This window comes from Bacillus sp. SKDU12, assembly GCF_010093085.1.
GTDB classification, from domain to species: Bacteria; Bacillota; Bacilli; order Bacillales; family Bacillaceae; genus Bacillus; species Bacillus mexicanus.
This window is the reverse complement of sequence record NZ_MSRC01000016.1, coordinates 206,822-232,632: the sequence shown is the minus strand read 5'-3', so window position 1 is coordinate 232,632 and position 25,811 is coordinate 206,822. Positions and strand designations below refer to the sequence as shown.

Here is a 25,811-nt window from a genome sequence, read left to right as displayed (position 1 = left end):
AAATCCCGGTGCAGAGCCGGGATTTTTTATTTTTGTCTACGAAAATATAATTTTTCTATTTTATTACATTTGTTTCAATAAATAGATTGAAAGTCTTTTTGGATTAATAGATAATATTGGTTATAATGATTTGTAAATTACATAATTGACAGAAAGAGGAGATCCTAGTGTCCAAGAAGAAAAAATGGTTTATTGGCAGTGCGATATGTGCCGGTGTACTCGTATTGGCGGGGATCGGAGCCGGCGGTTTTACCTTTTTTACTCATATGAATCGAATGGCCGTCTCATCGGAAGCGGAGCCCTATGCCGAGTCGGTAGCGGTATACATGGGGAGAGAATCAGAGTCAGGCCAAACGTTTTCCGGAAAGGTTGAGCCTGAGAAACAGCAGAAAGTATATATAGATTCAGAAAAAGGCAGCATGAAAAAAACATACGTCAAAGAAGGCGATCAAGTCAAAAAGGGTGATAAGCTTTTTGAGTATGAGGGTGAGGATCATTCCGAGGATGTCGAGCAAGCCAATTTGCAAATTGAAATGACCAACCTGCAAATCAGCCGTTTGCAAACATCGATAACGGAAACGGAAAAGAAGCTGAAATCGGCCGAAAAGGAAGAGAAATCCCAGCTTCAAGATGAACTGGACCAGACCGATTTCGACTTAAAAACAAGCCAGCTTGAGCTTAAGCAGCATCAAAAAGAGCTGGCTGCCCTGACGAAAAACACCGGCTCTCATATCGTGACAAGCAAACATGACGGAATCGTTCAAAGCGTCAATCAGGATATCGCAGACGGAGCAACTGGCGATCAGGCAACAGGTCCGTATATCCAGATCGTTTCGACGGGCAAATATCTAGTCAAAAGTCAAATCAATGAGCTGTTAATGGACACAATCAAAAAAGGCAGCAAAGTTAAGGTCACGCTGAAAACAGGCGGTGAAGGCGAGTGGAAAGGGAAGGTCGTCTCGATCGGCAAGCTTCCCGCGGGAGCAGGCGAGGGTGAGGAATCAGAAAGCTTTGCTGAAGAAGAAATGAATCCCCAGTCCTCTAACTATCCGTTTACCATTTTATTAGACGGTCATAAAGGTCTCGAAGTCGGCTATCATGTCAATATCGAAGTGGTGAGTGATGAGGCTGATGCTGACACGATCAAGCTGCCCGCTGGCATGATCATTCAGGATGACGGCGAACCGTATGTGTGGAAAGCGGATGAGAATCAGAAAGCGGTCAAACAGCCTGTTGAAATCAGGGAAACTGATGAAAATGATATGGTGGAAATCAAGAGCGGCCTGACGCCGGAAGATTATGTGATCTACCCTGACTCCGCGGTCAAGGAAGGAAAGCAGGTTACAGTCAATGCTGACACTGAATAATATTTCGAAATCTTACAAGCTGGGAAAAGAAGGAGTTCCAATCTTGAAGCATATCAATCTGACTGTCCAGGCTGGTGAGTTTCTGGCGATCATGGGGCCTTCTGGTTCTGGAAAGTCGACGTTAATGAATATCATCGGCTGTTTGGACAGGCCAACCTCCGGGACCTACACGCTTGATCATATAGACATATTGAAAGGGAAAGACGGTGCCTTAGCTGAAATCCGCAACGAATCGATCGGATTTGTGTTTCAAACCTTTCATCTGCTGCCGCGTCTCACCGCGCTGCAAAATGTCGAGCTTCCGATGATTTACAATAAAGTGAAGAAAAAAGAGAGAAGGCAGAGAGCCTATGAAGCGCTGGAAAAGGTCGGTTTAAAAGACAGGGTCTCCTACAAACCCCCTAAGCTGTCCGGCGGTCAAAAGCAGCGGGTGGCGATAGCAAGGGCCCTTGTCAATCAGCCAAAGTTTATTTTAGCTGATGAACCGACCGGGGCGCTTGATACGAAATCAAGTGAGCAAATTTTGGCGCTGTTTTCTGAGCTGCATCAGGAAGGCAAGACCATTATTATGATTACTCATGACCCAGACGTCGCCAGAAAAGCTGACAAAACGATTTTTATTAGAGATGGAGAACTGGTATTAGATGAGAGAGGGGATATCAGCCATGCTTGAACATGTTCGCATCTCCTTTCAATCCATTTTCTCTCATAAATTAAGATCGATTCTGACGATGCTCGGTGTGATTATCGGCATTGCTGCAATCATTGCAATTGTTTCGATGCTAAAAGGCCAAAGCGAACAGCTAAAGCAGAGCATGATCGGTATGGGAAATAATGCGATCAACGTTGTCTACCAGCCATCAAGCGGAAAAGAGGAGGGAGGAGGCTCCCCGGTTTCGTATACATCGGCGCCGCCTGTGGCCGAGGAAACAATAAAAACGATCAAATCTGATCCTATGGTCAAAGGATTATCTTTATATTACTTGTCAGAAGGCGCGAGTGTTTTTCATTTAACAAATGTCTCGTATCCTCAAGTATACGGAGTTGATGATGATTACTTCGATATGTTCCCAATCCGTATAACCGAAGGGAGAAAACTGACAGAAAAGGATTTAAAAAGCACCCATCAAGTGGTAATGATCAATGAAGCTGTCAGAGATGAACTGTTTCCAGACGGAGATGCCCTACATAAAAACATTGAGATGAACGGTGTGCCGTTTAAAGTGGCCGGTGTTTTTAAAGAAAACGATCTGCAGGAAAGCATGTTTGAAGGCGATTATGCGAACCCGGTTTTGTATGTGCCGAAAAAAGTGTGGCCGCTTATTGAAGGCTTTGACGCGCCAACGCAGATTGCCGTGCAGGCTGGTTCATCTGATCGTATCCAGGAAGCCGGTGTAATGGCGGCGGACCTTTTGAATCAGGGACTGTCCGAAGCTGAATTGGAAAAAGCAGAGTACAGTGTGATGGATCTTCAGGAGATCGCACAGGAAGTGGAGTCTTTTAATCAGTCATTTGCATTGCTGCTTGGCGGAATCGCGAGTATTTCACTTTTGGTAGGCGGCATTGGCGTCATGAATATTATGCTCGTTTCCGTCACGGAGCGCACGCGGGAAATCGGGATTAAGAAAGCACTTGGTGCTAAGAGGCGTGTGATTTTATTTCAATTTCTAACCGAAGCTGTCGTGCTGACAAGCATTGGCGGTATACTCGGTGTTCTAGCAGGATTTGGCATTGCGAAGCTGCTGACGGTCGTTCTTCCGATGCCTTTTATCGTCTCCGTTCCGGCTGTTATCGGATCACTCATCTTTTCTATGGCGGTCGGAATTGTTTTCGGCTTGCTCCCGTCCATCAAGGCATCCAAGCTTCAGCCTGTAGACGCGCTTCGCTATGAATAAAAAGAACGCATTCCAAAAGGATGCGTTCTTTTTTTAGCTGGGAAGGGCTGAATTGCATTTGTCTAAAAGCAAAAAAACGGCTGCGATGATCATTTCTTCTGTGGTGGACAGCCAGATGTCGCTCATTATTTCGTCAGTTGTATATGCAGTCATCCACAAAAAAAGCAGCTGGACAATGCCAGCGAGGAGAATGACTAAGCGTTTATCTGTCTTGAAAAAAGTAAAACTATGTACCATGAGCCGTTCAAATGGTTCAAAGCATAGCCCAAGGACTAAAAATAACACGGAAAAAAGCAGGATATGAGCTACTGAACGGTAGCTCGTCCCTGCTATAGAAAACAATATAAACATGACGGCAAAATAGGTCAACACCACTGCCGAAGCGGCCAGTAAATACGTTATAAAGAGCCGCAAAAAACATTTGAAAGACATTTGATATTTCACTGGTACATCTCCTTATAAAGACTCGCAGAGAACGATTGCTCTCTGCAAGCTGGCTTTTTTTATTTACTGTTTTTCTTTTTCACTACCGGATGTTTTTCTTTTGAAAGAAAATCAGTAAAGTCTTTTCCTAAATCAAGATGCTGTTGAACTAATGTTTCAGGAAGCATGGCAAGCCATTGGTTTAAAGAGACATCGGCATAATGATCGTCTTTAAAGATTTCTAAAAAGACAAGCGGTTCGTCCCCAACGTTTTCAACGTAATGGCCCATTGCAAAGGGAACATATCCGACATCACCGGCTTGGTAGTTAAATGTTCTGGCATGACCGTCAGAAGCAAAAACGGTCATTTTTGCTTTTCCGGAGATGTAGTATTGCCATTCGTGAGTATTCGGGTGCCAATGCAGTTCTCTCATGGCGCCGGGTTTCACTGTTACGAGCGCAGATGCAATCGTTTTAGACACTTTGAAGTTTGTAGAATCTGCAATATAGACTTTTCCGCCTTCTGATTTAATTGGCTCCTGTTCAAGAAGGCGGTAAGTAAACGGATAAGGCGCTTCGCCATTCGGTCCTTCTACAATGTCATCTTTCAAGCATCCTGGGACTGGTTCTTCAAAAATATATTTCTCTTTTTCTGGTAAATGAGAAATATCTTCTTGTGTTACGCCAAAGTTTGCAGCGATGACGTCTTTAGGCGTGTGGGCAAGCCAGTCTGTCAGCTGGAACGTACTGTTTTCAGAGAATGAACCATCGTCAAATACGAGCAGGAACTCGGCTCCCTCATCCAATGCTTGAATGGAGTGCGGCAGGCCCGATGGGAAATACCAAAGATCTCCTTCGCCTACATCATCAATAAAGCTGCGCCCCTTTTCATCCACAATGGTAACTCTTGCACTTCCATAAATCATATAAGCCCATTCTGCTTCTTTGTGCCAATGCAGCTCGCGAATGGCGCCAGGCTTCAAGCGCATATTGACAGATGCGAGGTTTTCGGAAATCGGCAGCTCCCGTACTGTTACTTCACGGGCATATCCGCCTTTTTCTAAGCGGTTATGAGTATCAGAGAATGAAAATTTCATATTGCTTACTGTGCCATTATCAGTCTCCGGCGGAACGAGCATATCTGGATTTTGGCGGTCTCTTTCAATATTTCGCGGGATTTTTACTGTTGCTCCTTCGTCTCCTCTAATTGGCTGTGGAATGTCATTTTGTTTTTTCATAAAATGTTTCCTCCTTAGAATGGAAATGTAATAACAGAAAGAGAAGGTGAAAGGCCTTTCGTTTTCCCTTCTGCCTTGTTAAGTGAAAAAATACAGTGAAAAGTCAACTTCGATTGAAAATTATTTTTTTGCTTTTTGATCTTTCAGCTCTGTCATCAGTTCGATAAGCTGATCAAACTTTTTCTCAAATCGGGTCAGCAGGTACATCGCAATCAGCGCAGGAAACCCCAGATTTCCGATTTGTTTCACGACCTCCTCTATAAACACCTGATCCATAGGAAAATACCTCCCTTCTTTTTTTACAGTCATGTATGTAAGTGAAGGAAATCTAAGAAAACGTAAACTGCGGCTGAAGTATGTAAGACAATCGCTAGTTAGAAAGTAGTAGTTTACTTTTTTTTGCTTTCCTTCATTTAATTTAGTAGGGAGGCGGTTTGATGGACTATCAAGAACTTTTACGGTCAAAATGTAAGGAGATAATGAAGCATCCCATCGTGAAGCATTTTTTGAGCAATCCTCAGCATTATCGTTTATTCAAAAGCGTAATGGAAAGCCCGAATGAAAAAGATGCACAATCATTGGACGAGCAATTTAAGCAATTTTATAAAGAAATCCGCATCGTCAAGTATATGAATTCAATGATCCGTATCTTTTCTATTGATTTTGATAAGCGGGTTCGCAAAAACCAAAAACGGTATCCGCTGACGGTTGATCATCCGGAAGCAGGAGAACGGCTTCCTTCTGAAACAGGAAGCGATACGTTTGAAGCATTTTTAGATATGCAGGATGATTTGAGCCAGCATGTCCAGGATTATCAGCTCTATCAAGCGATCCAAATGCTGACTGACAAACAAAAAAGCGTACTGACAAAAGTCTATCTTCACGGTGCCACGATGCAAGAAATTGCCGATTCATTAGGGGAGTCCAGGCAAAACATCTCTAACATTCATAAAAAAGGGCTTGAGAATATCAGAAAACAGCTAGCGGAGCAAAAAAGGGGGAAACGTAAGCGTGAACGGTTATTTTGAATACAAGAACCAAGAAGACGATACATTTGACATTGAACATCTGATCGAATGCTTTTCACCGATGATCAGAAAAAAACTCAGCAATACATCCTACCAAGAAAGAGAAGATTTAGAGCAAGAGCTGAAGATCAAAATGTTTGAAAAGGCTGATATGCTTTTATGCCAGGACGTTCCAGGGTTTTGGGAGTTTATTTTGTATATGGCAGACGAGAACTCATAATTATTTATTATCTGAAAATATGAAAGACGGGAACTGACGTGTTCCCGTTTTTTGTTTGCCCTGCCTAGATAAGGCGAACCCATTCAAAAATGTACCAAAAATAAACGATATAATGATAAGATGAAAAAAAAAGAGACAGAAAGGAACATAAAAGTGGAAAATGCGTCAATTTTAATTGTGGACGATGAGAAAGCGATTGTGGATATGATCAAACGCGTTCTCAAAAAAGAAGGATATCGAAATTTACTTGATGCGGCAAGCGCAGAGGAAGCGATCCCGGTTGTGAAGGCCAATAAGGTTGATTTGATTGTGCTTGATGTCATGATGGGCGGAATGTCAGGTTTTGAAGCCTGCACGATGATCAGAGAGTACTCTGAGGCTCCGATTTTTTTCCTGACGGCAAGATCATCCGATGCCGACAAATTGTCTGGCTTTGCGGTGGGGGCTGATGACTATATCACAAAACCGTTTAATCCGCTTGAATTAGCGGCGCGGATCAGAGCGCATCTTAAGCGCACATACCAATCGAAAGAAACGAATGCAGCTCAAACCTATACATATGATTATTTTACATTCTCTCCGCAAAATGCCGAACTGATTGCAGGCGGGGAAGCCGTCGCTTGTTCAGCTCAGCTTTTGCAGCTTTTACAGTATTTTTGCGAACACCCTAACGTTGTGCTCTCCAAAGATCAAATTTATGAAAAAGTGTGGGGGTATCCTTCCTACGGTGATAATAATACCGTCATGGTTCATATTCGCAAGCTTAGAGAGAAGATAGAACGCGATCCGAGCAATCCGGAGTATATTGTAACTGTTCGCGGTCTCGGTTATCGTTTTATCCCGAATCCTGAAGGCAAGCGGTCATGAGATTAAGATGGAAGTTTCTGTTTCACTTCTTCGGGCAGATGCTGATTGTCATTCTGTTGCTCACGGTTATGCTTGTTGCTTCGTTTTTCTATTTAGACTCGCGATTTAGCGATGCGGAATCCAATTCAGGGCTGACGAAGGCAACGACCGATACACTTGAGGCATACCTCGATGTAAATGAAGACGGGACATGGGAAGTGGATAATTTCCTGAAGAAATCTGTCGATAAACAGGACGGCTGGATGCAAATCATTGATTCGAAGGGGAAAAACGCTTATTCCTACAGCGTGCCGAAAGACGTGCCCAGCGACTTTACGAAAAAAGAGCTTTTATCTATTTATAAAACCAAAAAATTTAATCATTATAGGGTGAATTATTGGGCCATCAATATTGAAGATAAATCGTATCTTCTGTTGTCCGGCTGGAAGTCAAAGAGCGAACAGCTGCTGACTTCCGTTAGAAAACGCGAACAAAAGATAGACTCTCTATCGCATTATAAGTCCAGTACCATTGAGTATATTAAGCGGCAAAAAGGCGCCATTTACCTGTTAGACAGCAATGGAAAGATTCTCGACAGCATGAACAGCACAAAAAGTGAAAGAGAAACGATAAACCAGCTGGAGCTGCTCAAATACAGCTCTAAACCTTGGAACTATAAGCGGGAAATGTCCGTTAACATCCTCAATCAAGACAGATGGCTGGTCGCTACAGTGCCAAACCCTGTGTATGTCACTGATCAGGAATTTAACGATTCGTTTCTGAAGGTTGTGCTAAAGGCGATGTTCCTCGTTCTGGCCGTTTTGTTCTTATATATTATTTGGATGACCGTTTGGTATATGTTCCGATTTGGGCTGCCGATTTTTCACACGATTAAATGGCTGGTCAATCTATCAAAAGGAAAACTTGAAGAACCGAAAAATCGAAAAGGCCGCCCTGTCAGCAAAAACAAAAAGGGGAAAATCAAACATCCGTACCGTTTCTTCGGTGAGATTTTTGAATCAATGGATCAGCTGACTGAAACGCTGAGTCGTGATAAAAGGAACAGAGAAAAAATCCAGGCGACAAGGGAAGAATGGATTGCCGGGTTGTCGCATGACTTAAAAACACCGCTAAGCAGCATTTACGGCTACAGCATGATGCTCGAGTCGAAGCAGTATGACTGGTCGCCGGATGAAGTGAAAGAAATGGGGCAGGTTGTCAGAGAAAAATCCGAATACATGTCCAAGCTGATAGAAGATTTAAATTTAACCTATCGGCTGAAAAATGATGCCCTTCCAATTGAAAGAAAGCTTACAAACCTGATCCCGTTTTTTAAAAATGTCATTGAAGATTTTAAGAAAAATCCGTTTTCCGAAGGGTATGATGTCTTTTTTGTCTCCAAAGAAGAGCACATCGAATTTGCGCTTGATGAAGCATGGTTCAGGCGCATATTAGAAAATCTCCTTGGAAATGCCGTGAAGCACAATGACAAAGGAACAGAGATTCAGGTCATTCTGGAACAAACAAAAAATCACATTTCTTTGAAGGTGAAGGACAACGGGAAGGGAATGGATGAAGAAACGATCACCAATTTATTTAACCGATACTATAGAGGAACGAACACGAAAGACTCTGCTGCCGGAACTGGTCTCGGGCTTGCGATTGCCAAGGAGCTTGTCCATCTGCATAATGGAACGATTCATGTGAACAGCAGAATAAACATTGGTTCGGTCATTACCATCCTATTCCAAAAACAATAAATAGGTTTGGACATCTCTTTACAGGGAATAACAAGGTATAGACTGAAGCTAAAGAGGTGTAACATTCATGGATGCTGTATTGGAAGCAGATACTCGGGCGGTAATTGGTGAAGGCCCGTTATGGGATGAAGAAAACGGGCGCTTATATTGGGTTGATATTTTAGGGAGTGAGCTCCATATCTTCGACCCTCTAGAAAAAATCAACCGGTCGATCAAGTTTACATCTTTTGTGACGGCGCTTGCGAAATATTCAAAGGATGAGCTGGTGATGACAATGAAGGATGGGTTTTACCTTTATCATCTTCAAGAAGACAGCTTAGAAAAAATCAAACAGCCGAAAGATATGCATGAGAGCCTGCGTTTTAATGACGCAAAGTGTGATCCGTACGGACGGCTGTGGGCGGGGACGACAAGTATGGAAGGCGAGCAAAAACAAGCCTCGCTATACCGTTTGGACCCAGACGGCAGACTTATCAAAATGAAGGATCAAGTTTCCACCTCGAACGGTTTGGATTGGGATCGCGAGCGGAATTTGATGTATTACATAGATACACCTACTCAGGAAATTATGTGTTACAGCTATGATCCTAAAAGCGGAAATGTCTCAAATCCAAAGCCCGTCTATCGTTTTGATCAAACAGACGGATTGCCGGACGGCATGACCATCGACCAAAATGGTATGCTGTGGGTGGCGCTGTTTGGGGGCGGCCGCGTTGCTCATATTGACCCATTTCAGAAAAAAGAAATCGATTCAATCAGCGTCCCGGCTAAATATGTCACGTGCTGCGCATTCGGCGGCAAAGACTTAAAAACCCTTTATATCACAACGGCAACAGAACAAATGACAGAAAAAGAAAGACACGAGCAGCCCCATGCGGGAGGATTGTTTTCAGCAACCTTGGAAACAGGCGGCTATCAGCCGGTTCCATTCGCTGGTGAGGTATAAAAAAACGCATCCGAGATACGGATGCGTTTTTTGCGTATTAAAGTGAACGGATGATGCCGCCTTCGACGCGCTGTGCCGTGCCGTTAATAGCTGATGCGGCATCAGACGCGAGGAATGTGATTGTGTTGGCGACCTCCTCTGCTGTCGCGTATCGCTGTATCAGCGAAGTCGGCTCATTAACTTTGAAATAGTCGTTGATAAATGTATCTGTATCCTGTCCGGCAGCTTGTGCGGCGCCTTCCATGTAAGAGGCCACGCCTTCTGTCCAAGTGGGTCCCGGAAGGACTGAGTTTACTGTTACATTTGTGCCTTTCGTCATTTCTGCCATTCCTCTTGAAAGGCTGATCAGCGCCGTTTTTGTCATTGAGTATGGAATCATCGTCGGAATCGGTTTGATGCCTGCTTCACTTGCGATATTTAAAATGCGTCCGCTGTTTTTAGCAAGCATTTTTGGAAGAAAGTGACGGCTTGTCCGAACTGCGCTCATCACGTTCACTTCAAAATATTGATTCCACTCTTCATCTGTCACATCGGCAAAGTTTTTTACCTCGAAGAAACCAAGGTTGTTCACAAGGATATCGATATCACCGATTTCATTTACTTTTGTAATAAAAGCCGCAGCTTCATCTGTTTTTGACAAATCGGCAGCCGCACCGTGAACAGTTCCATATGCAGATAGCTCTTCAATCGTGCGGTCGACAGTCTCTTGTTTGCGTCCGTTAACAATGACTGCCGCTCCCTCTTGCAGAAAGCTTTTTGCCGCAGCTTTCCCGATGCCGGAAGTTGAGCCGGTGATTAAAACGAGTTTGTCTCTTAGCTGTAAATCCATAAGAATCATTCCTTTTTCATGATGATGTTATTAAGTATACTAGATCAAATTTAGTGTTTACGAGGATTTTGCTCGCATACATTTAACGGGAGAAAGTCATTCAGGACTCGTATACAAGCTTGTCAGTCCTATAGTATAATTACTCCGAAAAAAGGATACGAATGTCAAATAGGTGCCGGTCCGTGAACAACAGCCGGCTTAATAGGGAAACCGGTAAAAGCCGGTGCGGTCCCGCCACTGTAATTGGACAAAATGCCAAGAGCCAGGATACCTGCCTGTTTGACCAGCACGAAGTCTGCGAGGACAGATGATGTGTAAACAATAGGCTTTTTTTGTGTTGTTTACAGCATCTTTACCGTCGTAGAGATGCTTTTTTTAATTTACTTAGGAGGAAAGGTTATGAAAAAACGAGCCGGAATATGGATTGCGCTTTTGCTGGCTGCTGTTATGATCGCAGGCTGCGGCAATACAGCCGATCAGAAGAACGATCCAAAGGCGAAGCAAAAGACAGAAGCGTCTGAAGCGTTTCCTGTCACGATTGATGATGCGTCAAATCAAGAAGTGACCATTAAAAAGAAGCCGAACAAGATTGTTTCATTAATGCCGAGCAATACAGAAATCACATACGCTCTCGGCCTCGGTGACAAAATGGTCGGCGTCACCACAAACGATACATACCCAAAGGAAGTCAAAAAGGTTGAGAAGGTCGGAGATATGAATATAAACGTTGAGAAAGTCATGTCTTTAAAGCCAGATCTCGTTCTTGCGCATGAATCTTCCATGTCAGCTTCAGCTGATGCCATCAAACAGCTGAAGGACGCGGGCATTACCGTGGTGACTGTCAATGATGCAAAATCATTTTCCGAGGTGTACAAGTCAATCGAAATGATCGGAGAAGCTGCCGGGGCAGAGAAAAAAGCCGATCAGCTCGTGAAAAACATGAAATCAGATTTGCAGGATATTCAAGATAAAGCAAAAACCATTCCAAAAGACGAGGAGAAAAGCGTATTTATCGAGGTTTCTCCTGATCCTGACATTTACACAACCGGAAAAGACACGTTCATGAATGAAATGCTGAATGTCATCCATGCTAAAAACACAGCAGCAGACCAAACAGGCTGGGTGCAAATGACAGACGAGGCGATCGTAAAACTCAATCCTGACGCTATTGTGACAACAGATGGGGTAAAAGCGAAAGTAGTGGAAAATCGTGATGGCTGGAGTGACATCAATGCTGTGAAACATCATCGCGTGTATGATGTGGATCCTGATCTCGTGACACGCTCCGGTCCCCGTCTGATCGAAGGGGTCGAAGAACTTGCGGAAAGCATTTACCCGAATACGTTTAAGGAATAATCGTTATGCCGCATATATCATCAGTTTTTCATTTTTAGCTGCCTGCATCGTGATAGGAATTTCTTGCGGAAGCCTGCAAATTCCCATCCCCGCTATCTTTCGTGTCTTTTGGTATGAATGCTTTGGCGGCTCTATTGGCTCTGATGACCCGATGTACACCAATATTATAATGAATATCAGACTGCCGAGAGTTGTGCTGGCCGCCCTTGTGGGGGCGGCTCTTTCTATCGCAGGGGCCGCTTTTCAGGGGCTGCTGAAGAACCCGCTTGCTGATCCCTACACGCTGGGCGTTTCGTCCGGTGCTTCAGTCGGCGCGGTGGTGACCCTGTTCTTCGGCTTGCAGCTTCCTGTCATCGGAGGGTTCACACTCCCGGTTGTGAGTGTAGCCGCGGCACTTGTTACGATTGCGGCTGTCCTATCCTTTAGCCGCCTCGTGCATGCATCGATGACTGTTTCCACCCTCATTTTGACCGGTGTCATCATCAACTCATTTTTGGGCGCTTTTATTTCTCTTATTATTGCCCTGACAGGCGACAATCTGCTGCCGATTGTGCACTGGCTGCTTGGCAGCGTCTCAATGAGGGGCTGGAGCTATATTATGTTGTTTCTCCCGTTTTTTCTTTTAGGAACGGTTTTACTGATTATTAACGGAAGAGAGCTGAATGTGATGACTTATGGAGAAGATAAAGCAAGGCTTCTCGGAGTCAGTGTCCAGCAGAGAAAAGTGCTAATTTTAATAGCCGGCTCTCTTTTGACAGGGAGCGCTGTTGCTGTGTCGGGCACGATCGGCTTTGTCGGCCTTCTCATTCCGCATATTACAAGGCTTTTGTGGGGAACAGATCATCGGCATTTACTGCCTATCTCCGCCTTGCTCGGAGCAGGGTTTCTCGTTTTATCCGATCTGCTTTCAAGAACGATTATTGAACCGATTGAACTGCCGATTGGGATTATTACATCCTTGGCGGGAGCGCCTGTTTTCGCTCTTATTTTAATTCGTCAGCATCGTGGGGGGAAAGGCTTATGATGAAAGCAGAAGGACTATCGGGGGGATATGGAGACAGCAGGCTGATCAGCAATGTCAGCTTAACAGTGGAGCGGGGTGAATTTCTCGGAATTCTCGGCCCTAATGGCAGCGGAAAAACAACGCTTTTGCATTTGCTGACAGGTACGCTGCCGGCGAAGGAAGGCAGCGTTTATCTAGCTGGCAAACCGCTTGCGGACTATAAACCGAAGGAACTGGCGCGCATGATGGCTGTCCTGCCGCAAAAAACGGATCAAGCCTTTACCTTTACCGTCAAAGAAACGGTAGCTTTCGGCAGATATCCATTCCAAACAGGGCTGTTCAGACAGCAGACTGAAAAGGATGAAGCCATTGTACTGGAAGCAATGGAGCAAACAGGAGTGGCTGCATTTGCTCAAAAATCGATCCGTGAATTAAGCGGAGGTGAACAGCAGCGGGTGTATGTAGCCCAAGCTTTGGCGCAGCAGCCACGTATGTTATTTTTGGACGAGCCGACCAATTTTCTCGATCTGTCTTATCAAAAAGAATTGCTCGATCTGATCAAACGCCTGACAAGAGAAAGCGGATTGGCGGTTGTCAGCGTTTTTCATGATTTGAATACTGCGAGCCTGTATTGTGACGAGCTCTTGTTTATGAAAAACGGTATAGCCGGACCTAAGCAAAAGCCGGAATATGCGGTCACAGAACATCATATAAAGACGGTGTACGATACAGATATCACTGCTTTGGTTCATCACAGCTCCTCTAAACCGATGATTGTGATTCAGCCTGAAAAAGCAAGTGTGGACCAGCTGCGCATCCCATTTGAAGCAATGCTCCAAGCGGGGCGTGATGACATTATCCTTCAAACGGACCTCCCGCTTCGCACATTGTCCTCAGCTCCTGTCGGTGCGGGGTTTTCGTGGAGCAGGACGCTTATCCATAAAAGGCTGCCGTTTCAGGCGGATCCAATCGATGGGCTGACGGCTTATCTATCAGAAAACGGTTTTCATCTGCCGGAAACGTGTGCGATGGCGTCATCAGGAAGGCTTGACCATTTCGTGTATCGAACGTATGAGGATGGTGAGCTATCCGTTTTCATATGTGTCATGACAGGGTTTTCGATCTGGATTTTGATCAATGGATATGTATCAGATCAATCCTTCGTCAACATCCTTATGGCTGCGGAAGCAGAACGGACGAAAGTGCTGAGAGACAGACAGGCAGAGGGGGATATGCTCATCGCTGCGACACAAATTCAGCAATCTGAACACACAAAAAAGCAGCTCATTCAATTGATAAAGGCGGGAATGGCTGAATGTGTAAAAGAGGCGGAAGAGCTGTTTGAATAAGTCTGTAAAGGAGAGAGATGAATGAAACTATATACCAAAACAGGCGATAAAGGACAAACGAGTCTAGTAGGAGGCAGAACGGACAAGGATAGCCTTCGGGTCGAAAGCTACGGCACTATTGATGAACTGAACAGCTTTGTCGGACTTTGTTTAGCTGAGCTTTCCGGGCAGTCCGGCTTTGAAGATGTGACAGCAGAGCTGCTGATGATCCAGCATGAGCTGTTTGATTGCGGAGGCGATCTGGCAATCGTCACAGAAAAAAAAGACTATAAACTAACGGAAGAATCCGTTTCCTTTTTAGAAACGCGTATTGATGCCTATACAGCGGAAGCACCGGAACTGAAGAAATTTATTCTTCCGGGCGGCTCAAAGGGTGCTGCGCTTCTCCATTGTGCGCGCACTATTACGAGACGGGCGGAACGACGAGTGGTGGCCCTGATGAAATCAGAAGAGATCCATGAAACAGTGCTGCGTTATTTGAATCGCTTGTCCGACTATTTCTTTGCCGCCGCCCGCGTTGTGAATGTGAGAAGCAGCATTGGTGATGTAGAATATGAAAGAAGTGCTGTTGTGTTTCGGGACCAAAACAACAGCAAATCATAAAAAAAGAAAACAAATTCGGCGTGTTCACTCTGCATGCCGGATTTTTGTTTTTCATTCTGTCAATCTCCTATTTTACGACAAAAAATGAACCTTACGAATTATTGACCGAAAAATGAAAAAATGAGATATTGTAACAAATAGATGTAAAAAATAGGCAATAGGGGGCTCTGATAGATGGTGAATTTAATTGAAAGTGATAGCATCTGGAAGAGAAATTTCAATTATCTTTTTTTCTCAAGAATAGTCAAGATATCCGGCGATATGTTCGCATTTAACTCAATATTATGGTTTTTAATTTATGATGGCAAAGGTGCGATCGGCACTGCTTTATTGATTGCTGTCACCTTCTTGCCAGAAGCTGTACTGGCGCCTGTGACAGGTCCTTTCATGAAACAGACCACACTGAAATTTTGGATGTACTTTTCAGATTTGACGAGGGCTGCGATTGTCTTGATCATTCCTCTTTGCCATTTTGCGGGTTTTTCTCCATTGTGGTTTGTCATGACCCTTATGATTGTGCATTCTGCAACAGGAGCTGCCTATAATCCCGCCTCCATCGCTTTAATTCCCCAAATCGTAAATGAAGAGGGCATTCAAAAAGCAAACGCTGTGCTGCAATCCTCCGCCCAAATTGTCCGGCTCGGAGCTGTCACATTATGCGGCGCTATTCTGACATTTATCAGCCCTTCTTATACAATGCTTATCGCACTCATCCTTTATTTGGTTTCTGGTTTTCTCGTCCTTTTTATTAAGTACACTGCTGTTCAATCTCAATTAGAATCTGCTGCCGTTGCGCAGAGAGGCACATATATCGGCAGACTGAAACGCGGTTTTACGCTCGTGAGAAAACATCAGATTTTATATCCGCTCGCCATTTACTGTATCTTTATGAATTTCGCGGCTGCACCTTGGGAAGCACTCTCAGCCGTTTATGTAGCGGAGGATTTAAACGGCAATCCGATCGTTTACTCATTTTTAAAGGCCACCACCGCCGCAGGCGCTTTTTTATTAGGATTTGTGCTGGCGAAAGTCAAGGTGAATAGATACGGCCTGCTATTCGTAACGGCCGGCATTATTGAAGGATTCGCTTTCTTTATTACTGGGATGAATACATTTTTGCCGCTCGTTTTTCTCGCTGCGTTTACCTTTGGCGCTGCAGTCAGTGCTGTTAATGTTCCTGAGTACACGATTATCCAGACCTCTGTGGATAGTGAGGATCAGCCGCAAGTCTACGCCGTTATACATATGATCTCAAATATCTCCATTCCTGCCGGAGCTGTTATTTGCGGATATGCCGCGAATGCTTTTGGCTCAGGAACTGTGATCGCTGTCGGAGGAGTTGTTGAAATTATTGCAGGTATCGGAATTTTACTGTTCACAAAGCTGGCTAAAGCAGAACGGTCCGACCTGGTCAAAGAAAGGGAAGCAAGTGTTCATTTGTAAAGGGTTTTGAAATGCCATGCCTCGTGCATGGCGTTTTTTTGTGTCTATGGGTCCGGGGCATGATAAGACTCTAGTCTTATATAAAAATCAATCTCTGTTCGTTTTGCGCAAATGCCAACTTGTTTAAGATGAAGACAAGGAAAACGAAAGGAGGATCTGCATGAAGATAAACAAAAAAACGATAGGCGGATTCTTATTAATTGTTTTTGGAGTCTCTGTCTTTTTCGGAGGGGGAAGCTTCGGCTTTATCATCCCGCTCGCCATTGGAAGCTTGATGACATACGCAGGAATCAAAAGGTTTGCCGCAGGAAAAGCCATCACAGGAATCATCCTTGGCGGCATCGGAGCAATCATGCTCGTCTGCCCGCTTCCGTTTGTCCTCGGAATCGCGCTGGCGGCAGCTACGGTGTATTACGGCTGGAAGCTGATGAAAAACGGATCAGCTGATAACGGTGTATCGTCTTTTGACCCTGAACCGGCTTCGGCTGCCTATCAAAAGTGGCGGGAAAAGTATTATCCCGGCGCGCCACTCAGGAGAAAACGCACTCCCGCATGAATCATTAACAAAACGGGAGCTCGAAATTCTCTGCCTGATCGCGGAAGAAAAAACAAATAAAGAAATTAGCGAGGAGCTGTTTATCACTATTAAAACAGTCAAAACCCATATCACTAATATTTTATCAAAGCTGGATGTCAGTGACCGGACGCAGGCTGCGGTATATGCATACCGAAACCACCTCGTAAAATAGCGTCCGTTATTTCGTCGCGCCTTTTGTCCCGAAGTCTCTGACAACCACATGAATGCGGTAGTCTATTTCCGCATTGCTGAAATATTCATCATCCCATTTTCTTGCGATTTTGCTCCACTTTTGAGGATAATGAATTCTAACCTCGTTTCCCAGACCGGTTACATCTGCTTTGATATCTTCCTGCAGTTTGCCTGCGAACGCAGTCACTGTTTCATGCAATCGTTTTTCGATGGTTTTTTCAATCCCTTTTATATAGGAATCCTTAAAAGAATCCTCCTTAGTATCCCAGTCCTCGGATAATCGGCCTTCAATATGGCGTGTGACGGTGAACTTGAACTTGCCGTCCTTATAGTCAGTTTTGATCTTGCGGCTGCTGGAGTATACCTCATAAGAAAAAAGATTGCCGTTATGCCTCATATCAATGACGCCGCCTTGGACAGTGCCTGTGAATAAGTTTATGTTTTGCAGCTCACCCGGTGTTAAATCCCGGAGCCAAAATTTATTTTTGATGATAGCAGCCCCGTTTATCGCGAGTTTGCCGTTTTCCTCACCGACATGCGGGATGAGAAACGAATCATCAGAGGTTAAATGCTCTGATATCTCTCCCAGCGTAACAGGATCCATCATTCTGATCGTCACTGAATTGTTTTCTGTCAGAGCATAAATCACATTGGATGCAGGCTCGCCTCCCTCATTCATTTTAAATACATCCTTAGGACGGCTATTGGTGACAAAGACGTACGAACTCCTCCTTGTCCCATTGTCTCTAACAAATTGGTTAATGATCGCGTCCATTCCGACGTGATCAGCAATCGCATTTTTGGAAAGCAGGATGAGACGCAAATGCTGGGAAAACGTAGGATTATGCTTTAATGCAGATGTTCTTATCATTTGATGAACCGTTTCACCCTTTGTGATAGAAAGCTGGGTCGGATCAGATGAAGAACTTTCTGTGGAGCTAGCTTTTTTTGGCACAAGAATTTGCTGTGTCAGTTCTAAGTTCTGATGATCCGACTTGTCTAAGCCAACACCAATGACTAAGCTTAAATCCTCAATATTTCGGCTGTCCCAGCATCCGGACAGCAATAGGGGGCATATGAATATACATAAAATCCTGATCTTCATTTTGCTGTCATCCTCCTTTTAAGAGCTACAATAAAAAAGAGAATAAAGGGAAGCAGAAACAGACCGATGAACATGTATCCGAGGTAATCGCTATACATGATGACTTTGTTTGTGTCATCCGGCCACAGAGAAAAGTAAAAGACGGCCGCTCCAATGAGCATCATGCTTTTTTTAGCCGATAGCCCAAACGTCTTCTTGAGCCCATTCGCGGCAAGATATCCATAAATGACAAACGTTGTGAAAAATTGAATGACCCAGACGATCAGTAAAAACGATTCAAACCGTTCAATGAATGTGCCTTTCAACTCAAAGGACTGAAAGAGGGAAATCGTCGGCCATATCAGTGTTTTGACCTCAGGAGCTGTCAAAGCGCCAACGACAATGAGGTACGTCAGGATATATAAAACAATTGGAATCGCAAAGCCGATTACTGAGTATCTGAATGTGTATTTCTGTTTCTTCATATGTTCAGGTAGAAACAGCATCACTTCCATTCCTAAAAAAGAGATGGAAACGACAGTAAGGGAGTTTAAAATAGGGTGCAGACCTTCACCTAAAACAGGGCGCAAATTATTGATATCAAAAATCTTAAAGCTGATACCAAATAAAATCAGCAAAATAATGATCGTAATGACGAGATAAAAAGGAAAGAGTCGGGAGACATCCTTTAAACCGCCTACAATTAAATAGATACCGCAGCAGATAAACGTTATAATAATCACTTGAATTGGCGTTCTCTCCAGCAGGAAAAACTTAACCATTTCAGCCATCGCCCGGGTTTCAAAGCTGGCGACTCCGATAAAATAGCAGCAGATCAAAAGGCTGATGATGCTGCCGATCCATTTTCCGAGCCCTTCCCGCAAGTATTCAAACAATGAAGCATACTGATGTTTTTTTTGAATAAGCGTGTTTACATAGATGAAAAGAATAAATATAATGCCCTCTAACATGAGCGTAATCCAGCCGTCGGGGGTGTTGGTCTTAGTCGTCAGTGCCCTCGGTAATGTTAACAGGCCGGCCCCAAGCATTGTATTTGCAATAATGGAAATACCTTGAAAGGTATTAAGTTTGATTGGAGTCTGTTTTTGGCTCATTTGGATTATTCGCCTCTTTTGGTTTGTTTTTAAGCGGGAGACGGATAATGGAGTCATCCGTATTTTTCAAGCTAAAGAAGCCGCTTGGCGAAAAATAGGGAGATCCAAAGCTCGTTTGTCTCGTTAGGTGTGTGTAAACAACAAGCATAAATAAAATAATCCCGTACAGCCCAAGGATAGCGGCGGAAAACATTGAAACAAAACGCAGCACCCGGAAAGACAGGCCCATTCCGTATTGAGGAACGGTAAAGGATGCAAGGGCAATGACACTGACGACAATGACCATAATCGAACTGACAAGATTTGCTTCCACTGCCGCCTGACCGATGACAACGCCCCCGACTAGACCGATCGTCTGTCCGAGCGAATTGGGAAGGCGCAGTCCGGCTTCTCTCAACAGCTCGATCGTCACTTCCATCAGCAAGGCTTCAAATATCGGCGGAAACGGCACATTTTCTCTGTTTGCCGAAATCGTAACGGCGAGCGCGGTCGGCAGCAGCCCTTGATGGAAGGACACGAGTGCAATATAAATCGATGATAAAAACAAGGTAATAAAGATAGAAGCAAAACGCAGCAAACGGATGAGAGATGCTGAAATCCAGCGGTCATAATAGTCATCCGGCGACTGCATCAGGACACCGAGAGAAACGGGAACGAGAAGCACAAATGGTGAACTGTCGACCAAAATGGCCACACGGCCGTTAAACAGGGCCGAAGATACCTTGTCAGGCCTTTCCGTATTTTGAATCTGTGGAAACGGCGAATATTTATTATCTTCAATAAGCTCTCCAAGCATTCCGCTGTCCTGAATATCCTCCAGCTGGACATTTTTAAGCCGCGCTTTCACATCTTTTATGACGGACTTTTTCGCTCTGCCATCAATATACATAATGGCTGCAGGCTTCAGCTTGTTTTTGCCGATCATGATTTTTTTGGTGATTAACTTAGGATGCATAGTTCTTTGCCTGATCAGAGCGAGATTTGTATTCATATCTTCGACAAACGCTACCTTTGGACCCCGAACCACTTTTTCAGTTGTCGGCTCAGCCAGACTTCTTGATTTTTTCTGCCCGGTAGACAGCATATAAGCCCTATCCAATCCGTTGATAAACACAGCGCAATTGCCGCTGAGAATCGACTCCACCGTTTTTTCCGCGGTTTCAATGGGTCTTGCGTCAAGCTGGTCAAGGCGTTTTTTAATCTGGTTAAGCGTTAAGGTCTCCTCATCTTTGATTAAGGTTTTAATGGATTCTGACACCAAATTTTCATCATTCAATTCACTAAAATAGAGATAGTAAAAAACAAGTCCGTTCGCCAGCATTTTTTTATTCTTGACCAGATCATCATTTTCTTTAAGCTGTGGAAGCACCAATGCTAAATTATCATGTATATATTCCTTAAACGTGTGTTCCAAGGAAGTCACCTCTTGTCCAAAACCTTAGTAGAGGTTATCTTTTCCTGTTAAAAAAATGATATACTGTGTTACAGTATTTCAGGGTTAAGTTTTTTATGAAAGCGGAGGATATGAAAGTGGCACAGGTAAGGCTTGCAGGAAAACAAGAAGAAATAGAACAGCTCATTAAATCATTTGAAAAGCATTATGATGTCTCCTATACATCAAAGGAGTACGGCAGAACGAATCCGAAGTATAAGTATTCAAAGGATTCCCGCGTATATCTTGAATTAAAATTAAAATCTGCAAAGCTCGAAAATTAAAAAGGATTTTTTATATCATTGGCGAATTACATTCTATTGAAGCAACCGTTATGGAGGGATACATAAATGGAATTCAGAATTGAACGAGACACCATGGGAGAAGTAAAAGTTCCTGCTGATAAATATTGGGGCGCCCAAACACAGCGAAGCAAGGAGAACTTTAAGATCGGTTCTGAAAAAATGCCGATGCGTGTTGTGAAGGCGTTTGCAATTTTGAAACGAAGCGCAGCACTCGCTAATAAACGCCTCGGCAATCTGGATGCGGAAAAAGCTGAAGCGATTGCAGCGGTTTGTGATGATGTGCTCAAAGGCAAATACGATGACAACTTCCCGCTTGTCGTGTGGCAGACCGGAAGCGGCACACAAAGCAACATGAATATGAACGAAGTAGTGGCCAACCGTGCGACTGCTTTATTAAATGAAAAAAACTCTGATCAAACCATTCATCCAAATGATGATGTGAACCGCAGCCAAAGTTCAAACGACACATTCCCGACTGCGATGCATGTTGCCGCAGTTTTGTCTGTTTACGAGCAGCTTGTGCCTGCGCTTGACCAGCTTCGCAATACATTGGACGAAAAGGCAAAAGCATACAATGATATTGTCAAAATCGGACGCACGCACCTTCAGGATGCTACGCCTTTGACACTCGGACAGGAAATCAGCGGATGGGTTTACATGCTGGACCGTTCGAAGGAAATGATTTTGGAAGCGACAGATAAAATGCGTGCCCTTGCAATCGGCGGAACGGCTGTCGGAACGGGAATCAACGCTCACCCAGAGTTTGGAGAGCTTGTCTCAGAAGAGATCACAAAACTGACCGGCCAAACGTTCAGCAGCTCGCCAAATAAATTCCACGCGCTGACAAGCCATGATGAGATCACTTATGCGCATGGCGCACTAAAATCGCTCGCCGCTGACTTAATGAAGATTGCGAACGATGTCAGATGGCTTGCAAGCGGACCTCGCTGCGGCATCGGGGAAATCGTCATCCCTGAAAATGAGCCGGGCAGCTCCATTATGCCTGGTAAAGTCAACCCGACACAAAGTGAAGCATTGACGATGATTGCAGCGCAAATCATGGGGAACGATGCGACAATCGGCTTTGCGGCAAGTCAAGGGAACTTTGAATTGAACGTGTTTAAGCCTGTGATTATTTATAACTTCCTGCAATCTGTGCAGCTGCTGAGTGACGGCATGAATTCATTCCATGATAAATGTGCCGTCGGTATTGAGCCTAACAAAGAAACCATTCAGGAAAACCTGTCAAATTCATTAATGCTTGTTACGGCGCTGAACCCGCACATCGGATATGAAAACGCGGCGAAAATCGCCAAGCTCGCCCATAAAGAGGGATTGACGCTGAAAGAAGCAGCTTTGAAGCTTGAATTGCTGACAGAGGAGCAATTTAACGAAATGGTTAAGCCTGAAGATATGGTGAAGCCAAAAGCATAAGAGAAAGAAAAAACGGCTGCTTGTGAAGCAGCCGTTCTTCTAAATATGTTGCTGTTTTAATAAATATTTAAGCTGCTCCGCATCTTTAGCGAGAGCCTCAGACTCCATCAAATTATGGATCATGCCTTTTATGATCGCGAGCTTCGGTGTTTTTTTCTTCATTTCTGCTTCAAGTATGTCCAAGCTCTCCGATAATTCAAGAGAGGAGTTTGTGTGTAAGCTGTTGATTTTGTTGCGAAGGCTTTTCACAATCGATTCAGTCAGCGGATCAGGCCGTCCATGAGTAAGAGGCCCAAATAATGAGCTCGCCTCTTCTAATGTGATGAAAGGCTTATCATTTCGTTCTGACATGCCTTTTACCATATCATCAATTCGATTCATAATGATATCAGCTAATTGATCAGGCTTCACCGTGTAACCGAGCAGAATCATGCACTCCAGGTAAATCTGACTGATGCCCTCTATTAAAAAACAAAGCTCTGCAGTATACGGTTCCGCTTTTTTGCCGTAAATGTGCAGCAAGCTATCGATATGAAATTGAAGTGAGGACTGGCGGATTTTTTTTGCGCATTGCTCCACTTCCTCTGTGTAAGGCAGAGAACCTTCCTTCATCTGCATGCCGATAAAGTCTTTGTGTTCAAGGATGTTTTCATAGAGCACGGTCAGCTGTTTACGGTAAGCCGTTCTGGGACTGTCGCCCTTTGTTTTAATATTTAAAATTCGGGTAAACGTTTTATCGTAATAGTCGTTCAGCATAGACAGAAGAAGCGCTTCTTTCGAAGGAAAATAAATATAAAAAGCGCCTTTTGAAATTTTGCATTCTTTTGCGATTTCCTGAACTGATGTTGAATTATATCCTTTTTGGGCAAATAGTTTTAAAGCTGTTTCAATAATCAGCTTTTCTTTTTCCTTCAATGGTACCACCCTTTCGGAGCCTGGAGGCCTCATGAGGATATGACCATCTAGTCACACCTTCTGCTATAAAATTAACCTTATTGTAACTTGTTTTTTTATCATGTATTATTTATATTATAAGTTGAGATGACCGAATGGTCAAAGCTCAAGCGAAAGGGTGAATCTAATATGAGAGAATTGGATGAAATGATCAGCCGCTTGCGAAACAGAGGTATCAAAGTGGAGAAAGTCAAATATCCGAAGCAGACCTTGTCAGAGAAAAAATGGGTTCATCAATGCAAGCAGCAGCTCAAAACAAATTACAGAGATTTTAACGGTTATTCTTTCACATGAAAAAATAGACTGCAAAAATATCTACAGTCTATTTTGGTACTGTTATACGGTATGATACACCCGTTTTGTCATTTTCAATTGAGATAGACGCCTTATGAAGAGTTAAAATTCGTTTTACGATGCTGAGACCAATGCCGAATTCGCCTTTCTTCCCTTTACTAAAAGGCTCATAAAGGCTGGAGAGCATCTCATCTTCAATGTGGGGGCCGTCATTTTTAATGATGATCACGATATTTCGATCATCTTGTTTCATGCTGATTTTTATTTTTGTCTCAGCATAGCGGATTTGATTTTCCAGAATGTTTTCAAGGAGTTTGTTCCATTGTTCCGAATCGCCCGGCATCAGAATGTCTTCTTCTATATCAATGTCCCACGATAATTCTTTCCGCGCCCACTTCAGTCTTTCGATGACTTCTTTTGTCACTTCCAGAATACTGAACATGCCGTGCTGCACGTTTTGCTTCGCTAAATAATCCAGCTTCGTTAAATATAATAAATCCTTAATTTTTTTCTCCAGCTTAAGGGCTTCGCCTTCAATGACATCTACTGTATTTTCAAGATCTCCTTTAGGAAAAATTCCGTCCTTAATCGATTGCGTATAGCCTCTGATAACCATAACCGGCGTTTTTAAATCATGTGAAATATTTTGCAGGAGGGTTCTTTCAGTTTCATCCTTTTGCACAAGCTTTTGGCGCATTTCTTCAATGGTATGGCCTAATTTGCCGATTTCATCTTTCCGGTCCACTTTTACTGGGTCATCCCAGTCCTGTTCGGAAATCCGTTTAACGTGCTTTTCAAATGACACGAGAGGTCTTGATAAATATCTCGCAAGCCAAATGGCAGGAATCCAGCTTAATAAAATGACAACAGCTATAATCAACAGAAGCTGTTTGAATAGGGTATAGGCTAGATCGTCCCGATAAGAATCAAGCGCGTAGGAGAGCATCATAGCTGATTGTCCATTGACGGAAAGCCCCTTTTTGATGACAAAAAACACTTTCTCTCCATTGACATCGGCGCTGTACCGTTTCTTTTTAGCCTCCTGTTTATCAGCCAGCTTATACACCTTATGGATAAACGAAGACGACAGTATGCGTAAATTTTTGTCTGAAGAAGCTTCTTCGTTTTCAGGCAGCAGCACATGCTGTACAGAGCGGACGGTTGTCGGTGCTGTCGCTTCTTCACTGTAATAGCGCCGTTCAATTGAACCGGGCAGGCGGTATTCGGTCAGAACATGCTGCTCATTTTCAATCGTCGTATACGTTTCATTTGTAAAGAAATCGCGCAGCGTGTTTGAAAATAACACAAGCAGTAAAAGAGATATCGCTAGCAGGATACCGGATATGACAACCCATATTTGAAACGAGAGCGGTTTGTTTTTCATGATGTCATCATCCTGTAGCCGAATCCGTAAATCGTCTCCACCTTCAATTCAGGCATTTTTTTGCGCAGTCTTCGGACGAGGTCATCGACGACCCGGTCTGTTCCAAAGTAGTCATGCCCCCATATTTTTACGAGAATATCCTCACGAGAGTATGGATGTCCTTTATGATGGATAAACAATAGCAGCAGATCAAATTCCTTCGACGTCAAGTTGATGATATTTCCGTTTTCATCATAGACCTCGCGGGCGTCTTCAGCGATCCGATATGTGGAGACGGCGATTTCATTTTTTTGTACAGGCGGAGTCCCCTTGTAAACGAGCTGCAGCAGCTTTTGCACACGTATGATCAGCTCTCGCGGAAGAAACGGTTTTGAAATGTAGTCATTGCTGCCAAGCTCTAAGCCAAGCACTCTGTCAATATCTGCATCTCGGGCGGAAATAAAAATGACAGGCACATCAGGATCTTTCGCTTTGATTTCTTTTATTAATGTATAGCCGTCAGTATCCGGCAGCATGATATCGAGAATCCACAGGTGGGGAGACGGCGTCATTTTCTTTCTGGCGTCTTCACCTTTCGTAAAAGATGTAATGTTCCAGCCTTCATTCTCTAAATACTTCGTCAGCAGTTCATTCAGGTTATCCTCATCTTCAACTAGATAAATGGTGTATGACAAGGCTTTTCACATCCTTTCAACGTCATTATAAACTAGTTTTAACATACGGCAGGACATTTT

28 protein-coding genes and 1 riboswitch are annotated in these 25,811 nt (G+C 43.8%); of the genes, 18 read left to right on the top strand and 10 right to left on the bottom strand.

Translation table 11 applies throughout. From position 1 onward, the window contains the following. Nucleotides 1-167: 167 nt before the first annotated feature. From BTW01_RS13880 to BTW01_RS13870, 3 genes are read left to right on the top strand one after another with little or no spacing between them, the layout of a single operon-like run. On the top strand, nt 168-1,367 hold the full coding sequence (locus tag BTW01_RS13880; protein ID WP_162103540.1) for an efflux RND transporter periplasmic adaptor subunit: 1,200 nt from the start codon (nt 168-170) through the stop codon (nt 1,365-1,367). Next, a complete protein-coding gene (locus BTW01_RS13875) occupies nt 1,351-2,040 on the top strand; it encodes an ABC transporter ATP-binding protein (RefSeq protein WP_162103539.1) in 690 nt (229 codons plus the stop codon). The genes BTW01_RS13880 and BTW01_RS13875 overlap by 17 nt, the downstream gene beginning before the upstream one ends. Next, nucleotides 2,033-3,262, top strand: coding sequence for an ABC transporter permease (locus BTW01_RS13870; protein ID WP_162103538.1), 1,230 nt, complete (start codon nt 2,033-2,035; stop codon nt 3,260-3,262). Before BTW01_RS13875 ends, BTW01_RS13870 begins: the two co-directional genes overlap by 8 nt. 33 nt (nt 3,263-3,295) lie before the next feature. On the opposite strand, the gene BTW01_RS13865 is transcribed toward BTW01_RS13870, so the two are convergent. The 3 genes from BTW01_RS13865 to BTW01_RS18305 all read right to left on the bottom strand — a co-directional run bounded on the left by BTW01_RS13865 (nt 3,296) and on the right by BTW01_RS18305 (nt 5,199). Continuing rightward, nucleotides 3,296-3,694: a YrvL family regulatory protein gene (locus tag BTW01_RS13865; protein ID WP_276019976.1), complete on the bottom strand. Its 399-nt coding sequence runs from the start codon at nt 3,692-3,694 to the stop codon at nt 3,296-3,298. A 71-nt stretch (nt 3,695-3,765) separates the two neighbouring features. Further along, nucleotides 3,766-4,923 (bottom strand): oxalate decarboxylase, encoded by a 1,158-nt coding sequence (oxdC, locus tag BTW01_RS13860; RefSeq protein ID WP_162103536.1) that lies wholly within the window; start codon nt 4,921-4,923, stop codon nt 3,766-3,768. Nucleotides 4,924-5,043: 120 nt separating this feature from the next. After that, a complete protein-coding gene (locus BTW01_RS18305; protein WP_010330059.1) occupies nt 5,044-5,199 on the bottom strand; it encodes a YvrJ family protein in 156 nt (51 codons plus the stop codon). A 203-nt stretch (nt 5,200-5,402) separates the two neighbouring features. On the opposite strand from BTW01_RS18305, the gene BTW01_RS13850 reads away from it, so the two are divergent. The 5 genes from BTW01_RS13850 (at nt 5,403) to BTW01_RS13830 (ending at nt 9,723) form a co-directional block, all read left to right on the top strand. Further along, on the top strand, nt 5,403-5,951 hold the full coding sequence (locus tag BTW01_RS13850) for a sigma-70 family RNA polymerase sigma factor (RefSeq protein ID WP_162103534.1): 549 nt from the start codon (nt 5,403-5,405) through the stop codon (nt 5,949-5,951). Further along, on the top strand, nt 5,935-6,171 hold the full coding sequence (gene rsoA, locus BTW01_RS13845; RefSeq protein WP_162103533.1) for a sigma-O factor regulator RsoA: 237 nt from the start codon (nt 5,935-5,937) through the stop codon (nt 6,169-6,171). Before BTW01_RS13850 ends, rsoA begins: the two co-directional genes overlap by 17 nt. 153 nt (nt 6,172-6,324) lie before the next feature. Next, nucleotides 6,325-7,038, top strand: coding sequence for a two-component system response regulator YvrH (gene yvrH / locus BTW01_RS13840; RefSeq protein ID WP_162103532.1), 714 nt, complete (start codon nt 6,325-6,327; stop codon nt 7,036-7,038). Beyond that, nucleotides 7,035-8,777: an ATP-binding protein gene (locus tag BTW01_RS13835; protein ID WP_162103531.1), complete on the top strand. Its 1,743-nt coding sequence runs from the start codon at nt 7,035-7,037 to the stop codon at nt 8,775-8,777. Before yvrH ends, BTW01_RS13835 begins: the two co-directional genes overlap by 4 nt. A gap of 67 nt (nt 8,778-8,844) precedes the next feature. Next, entirely contained in the window at nt 8,845-9,723 is an 879-nt protein-coding gene (locus BTW01_RS13830; RefSeq protein ID WP_162103530.1) for an SMP-30/gluconolactonase/LRE family protein, read from the top strand. Between the two features lie 37 nt (nt 9,724-9,760). Here the strand turns inward: BTW01_RS13830 and BTW01_RS13825 are convergent, their stop codons facing one another. Continuing rightward, the gene (locus BTW01_RS13825) at nt 9,761-10,552 is read right to left on the bottom strand and encodes an SDR family NAD(P)-dependent oxidoreductase (protein ID WP_162103529.1); all 792 of its coding nucleotides are present in this window, start codon (nt 10,550-10,552) and stop codon (nt 9,761-9,763) included. A gap of 153 nt (nt 10,553-10,705) precedes the next feature. Beyond that, nucleotides 10,706-10,846, top strand: a riboswitch (cobalamin riboswitch). Nucleotides 10,847-10,951: 105 nt separating this feature from the next. On the opposite strand from BTW01_RS13825, the gene BTW01_RS13820 reads away from it, so the two are divergent. The 7 genes from BTW01_RS13820 to BTW01_RS13790 all read left to right on the top strand — a co-directional run bounded on the left by BTW01_RS13820 (nt 10,952) and on the right by BTW01_RS13790 (nt 17,055). Continuing rightward, the gene (locus BTW01_RS13820) at nt 10,952-11,908 is read left to right on the top strand and encodes an ABC transporter substrate-binding protein (protein WP_162103528.1); all 957 of its coding nucleotides are present in this window, start codon (nt 10,952-10,954) and stop codon (nt 11,906-11,908) included. Then, nucleotides 11,871-12,932, top strand: coding sequence for a FecCD family ABC transporter permease (locus tag BTW01_RS13815; RefSeq protein ID WP_162103527.1), 1,062 nt, complete (start codon nt 11,871-11,873; stop codon nt 12,930-12,932). The genes BTW01_RS13820 and BTW01_RS13815 overlap by 38 nt, the downstream gene beginning before the upstream one ends. Next, nucleotides 12,932-14,260, top strand: a complete 1,329-nt coding sequence (locus BTW01_RS13810) for an ATP-binding cassette domain-containing protein (RefSeq protein ID WP_162103610.1) — start codon at nt 12,932-12,934, stop codon at nt 14,258-14,260. The genes BTW01_RS13815 and BTW01_RS13810 overlap by 1 nt, the downstream gene beginning before the upstream one ends. Before the next feature lie 21 nt (nt 14,261-14,281). Next, the gene (locus tag BTW01_RS13805; RefSeq protein ID WP_162103526.1) at nt 14,282-14,863 is read left to right on the top strand and encodes a cob(I)yrinic acid a,c-diamide adenosyltransferase; all 582 of its coding nucleotides are present in this window, start codon (nt 14,282-14,284) and stop codon (nt 14,861-14,863) included. 174 nt (nt 14,864-15,037) lie between these two features. Beyond that, nucleotides 15,038-16,306, top strand: coding sequence for an MFS transporter (locus BTW01_RS13800; RefSeq protein ID WP_162103525.1), 1,269 nt, complete (start codon nt 15,038-15,040; stop codon nt 16,304-16,306). Between the two features lie 160 nt (nt 16,307-16,466). After that, nucleotides 16,467-16,862 carry a protein liaI gene (locus BTW01_RS13795; RefSeq protein WP_162103524.1) on the top strand — a complete coding sequence of 132 codons (396 nt, stop codon included), beginning with the start codon at nt 16,467-16,469 and terminating at the stop codon, nt 16,860-16,862. Then, nucleotides 16,759-17,055 carry a response regulator transcription factor gene (locus BTW01_RS13790; protein ID WP_419724072.1) on the top strand — a complete coding sequence of 99 codons (297 nt, stop codon included), beginning with the start codon at nt 16,759-16,761 and terminating at the stop codon, nt 17,053-17,055. Before BTW01_RS13795 ends, BTW01_RS13790 begins: the two co-directional genes overlap by 104 nt. A 6-nt stretch (nt 17,056-17,061) precedes the next feature. Here the strand turns inward: BTW01_RS13790 and BTW01_RS13785 are convergent, their stop codons facing one another. From BTW01_RS13785 to BTW01_RS13775, 3 genes are read right to left on the bottom strand one after another with little or no spacing between them, the layout of a single operon-like run. After that, a complete protein-coding gene (locus BTW01_RS13785) occupies nt 17,062-18,180 on the bottom strand; it encodes a Ger(x)C family spore germination protein (protein WP_162103523.1) in 1,119 nt (372 codons plus the stop codon). After that, nucleotides 18,177-19,274, bottom strand: a complete 1,098-nt coding sequence (locus BTW01_RS13780) for a spore germination protein (RefSeq protein WP_162103522.1) — start codon at nt 19,272-19,274, stop codon at nt 18,177-18,179. Before BTW01_RS13780 ends, BTW01_RS13785 begins: the two co-directional genes overlap by 4 nt. Beyond that, nucleotides 19,243-20,688, bottom strand: coding sequence for a spore germination protein (locus BTW01_RS13775; RefSeq protein ID WP_162103521.1), 1,446 nt, complete (start codon nt 20,686-20,688; stop codon nt 19,243-19,245). The genes BTW01_RS13780 and BTW01_RS13775 overlap by 32 nt, the downstream gene beginning before the upstream one ends. A gap of 116 nt (nt 20,689-20,804) precedes the next feature. Here BTW01_RS13775 and BTW01_RS13770 point away from each other — a divergent pair, with 116 nt between their 5' ends. Both BTW01_RS13770 and fumC read left to right on the top strand, forming a co-directional pair. After that, entirely contained in the window at nt 20,805-20,990 is a 186-nt protein-coding gene (locus BTW01_RS13770) for a YvzF family protein (protein WP_162103520.1), read from the top strand. 66 nt (nt 20,991-21,056) lie between these two features. After that, the gene (fumC, locus tag BTW01_RS13765) at nt 21,057-22,445 is read left to right on the top strand and encodes a class II fumarate hydratase (RefSeq protein ID WP_162103519.1); all 1,389 of its coding nucleotides are present in this window, start codon (nt 21,057-21,059) and stop codon (nt 22,443-22,445) included. A 39-nt stretch (nt 22,446-22,484) separates the two neighbouring features. Here the strand turns inward: fumC and BTW01_RS13760 are convergent, their stop codons facing one another. Next, entirely contained in the window at nt 22,485-23,360 is an 876-nt protein-coding gene (locus tag BTW01_RS13760) for a TetR/AcrR family transcriptional regulator (RefSeq protein WP_162103518.1), read from the bottom strand. A gap of 168 nt (nt 23,361-23,528) precedes the next feature. On the opposite strand from BTW01_RS13760, the gene spxO reads away from it, so the two are divergent. Continuing rightward, nucleotides 23,529-23,693 (top strand): anti-adapter protein SpxO, encoded by a 165-nt coding sequence (spxO, locus tag BTW01_RS13755; protein ID WP_162103517.1) that lies wholly within the window; start codon nt 23,529-23,531, stop codon nt 23,691-23,693. A 28-nt stretch (nt 23,694-23,721) separates the two neighbouring features. Here spxO and cssS read toward each other — a convergent pair whose 3' ends face one another. Both cssS and cssR read right to left on the bottom strand, forming a co-directional pair. Beyond that, complete coding sequence (gene cssS / locus BTW01_RS13750) at nt 23,722-25,077, bottom strand: secretion stress-responsive two-component system sensor histidine kinase CssS (RefSeq protein WP_162103516.1); 1,356 nt, start codon at nt 25,075-25,077, stop codon at nt 23,722-23,724. Beyond that, on the bottom strand, nt 25,074-25,751 hold the full coding sequence (gene cssR / locus BTW01_RS13745) for a secretion stress-responsive two-component system response regulator CssR (protein WP_162103515.1): 678 nt from the start codon (nt 25,749-25,751) through the stop codon (nt 25,074-25,076). The genes cssS and cssR overlap by 4 nt, the downstream gene beginning before the upstream one ends. Nucleotides 25,752-25,811: the final 60 nt, after the last annotated feature.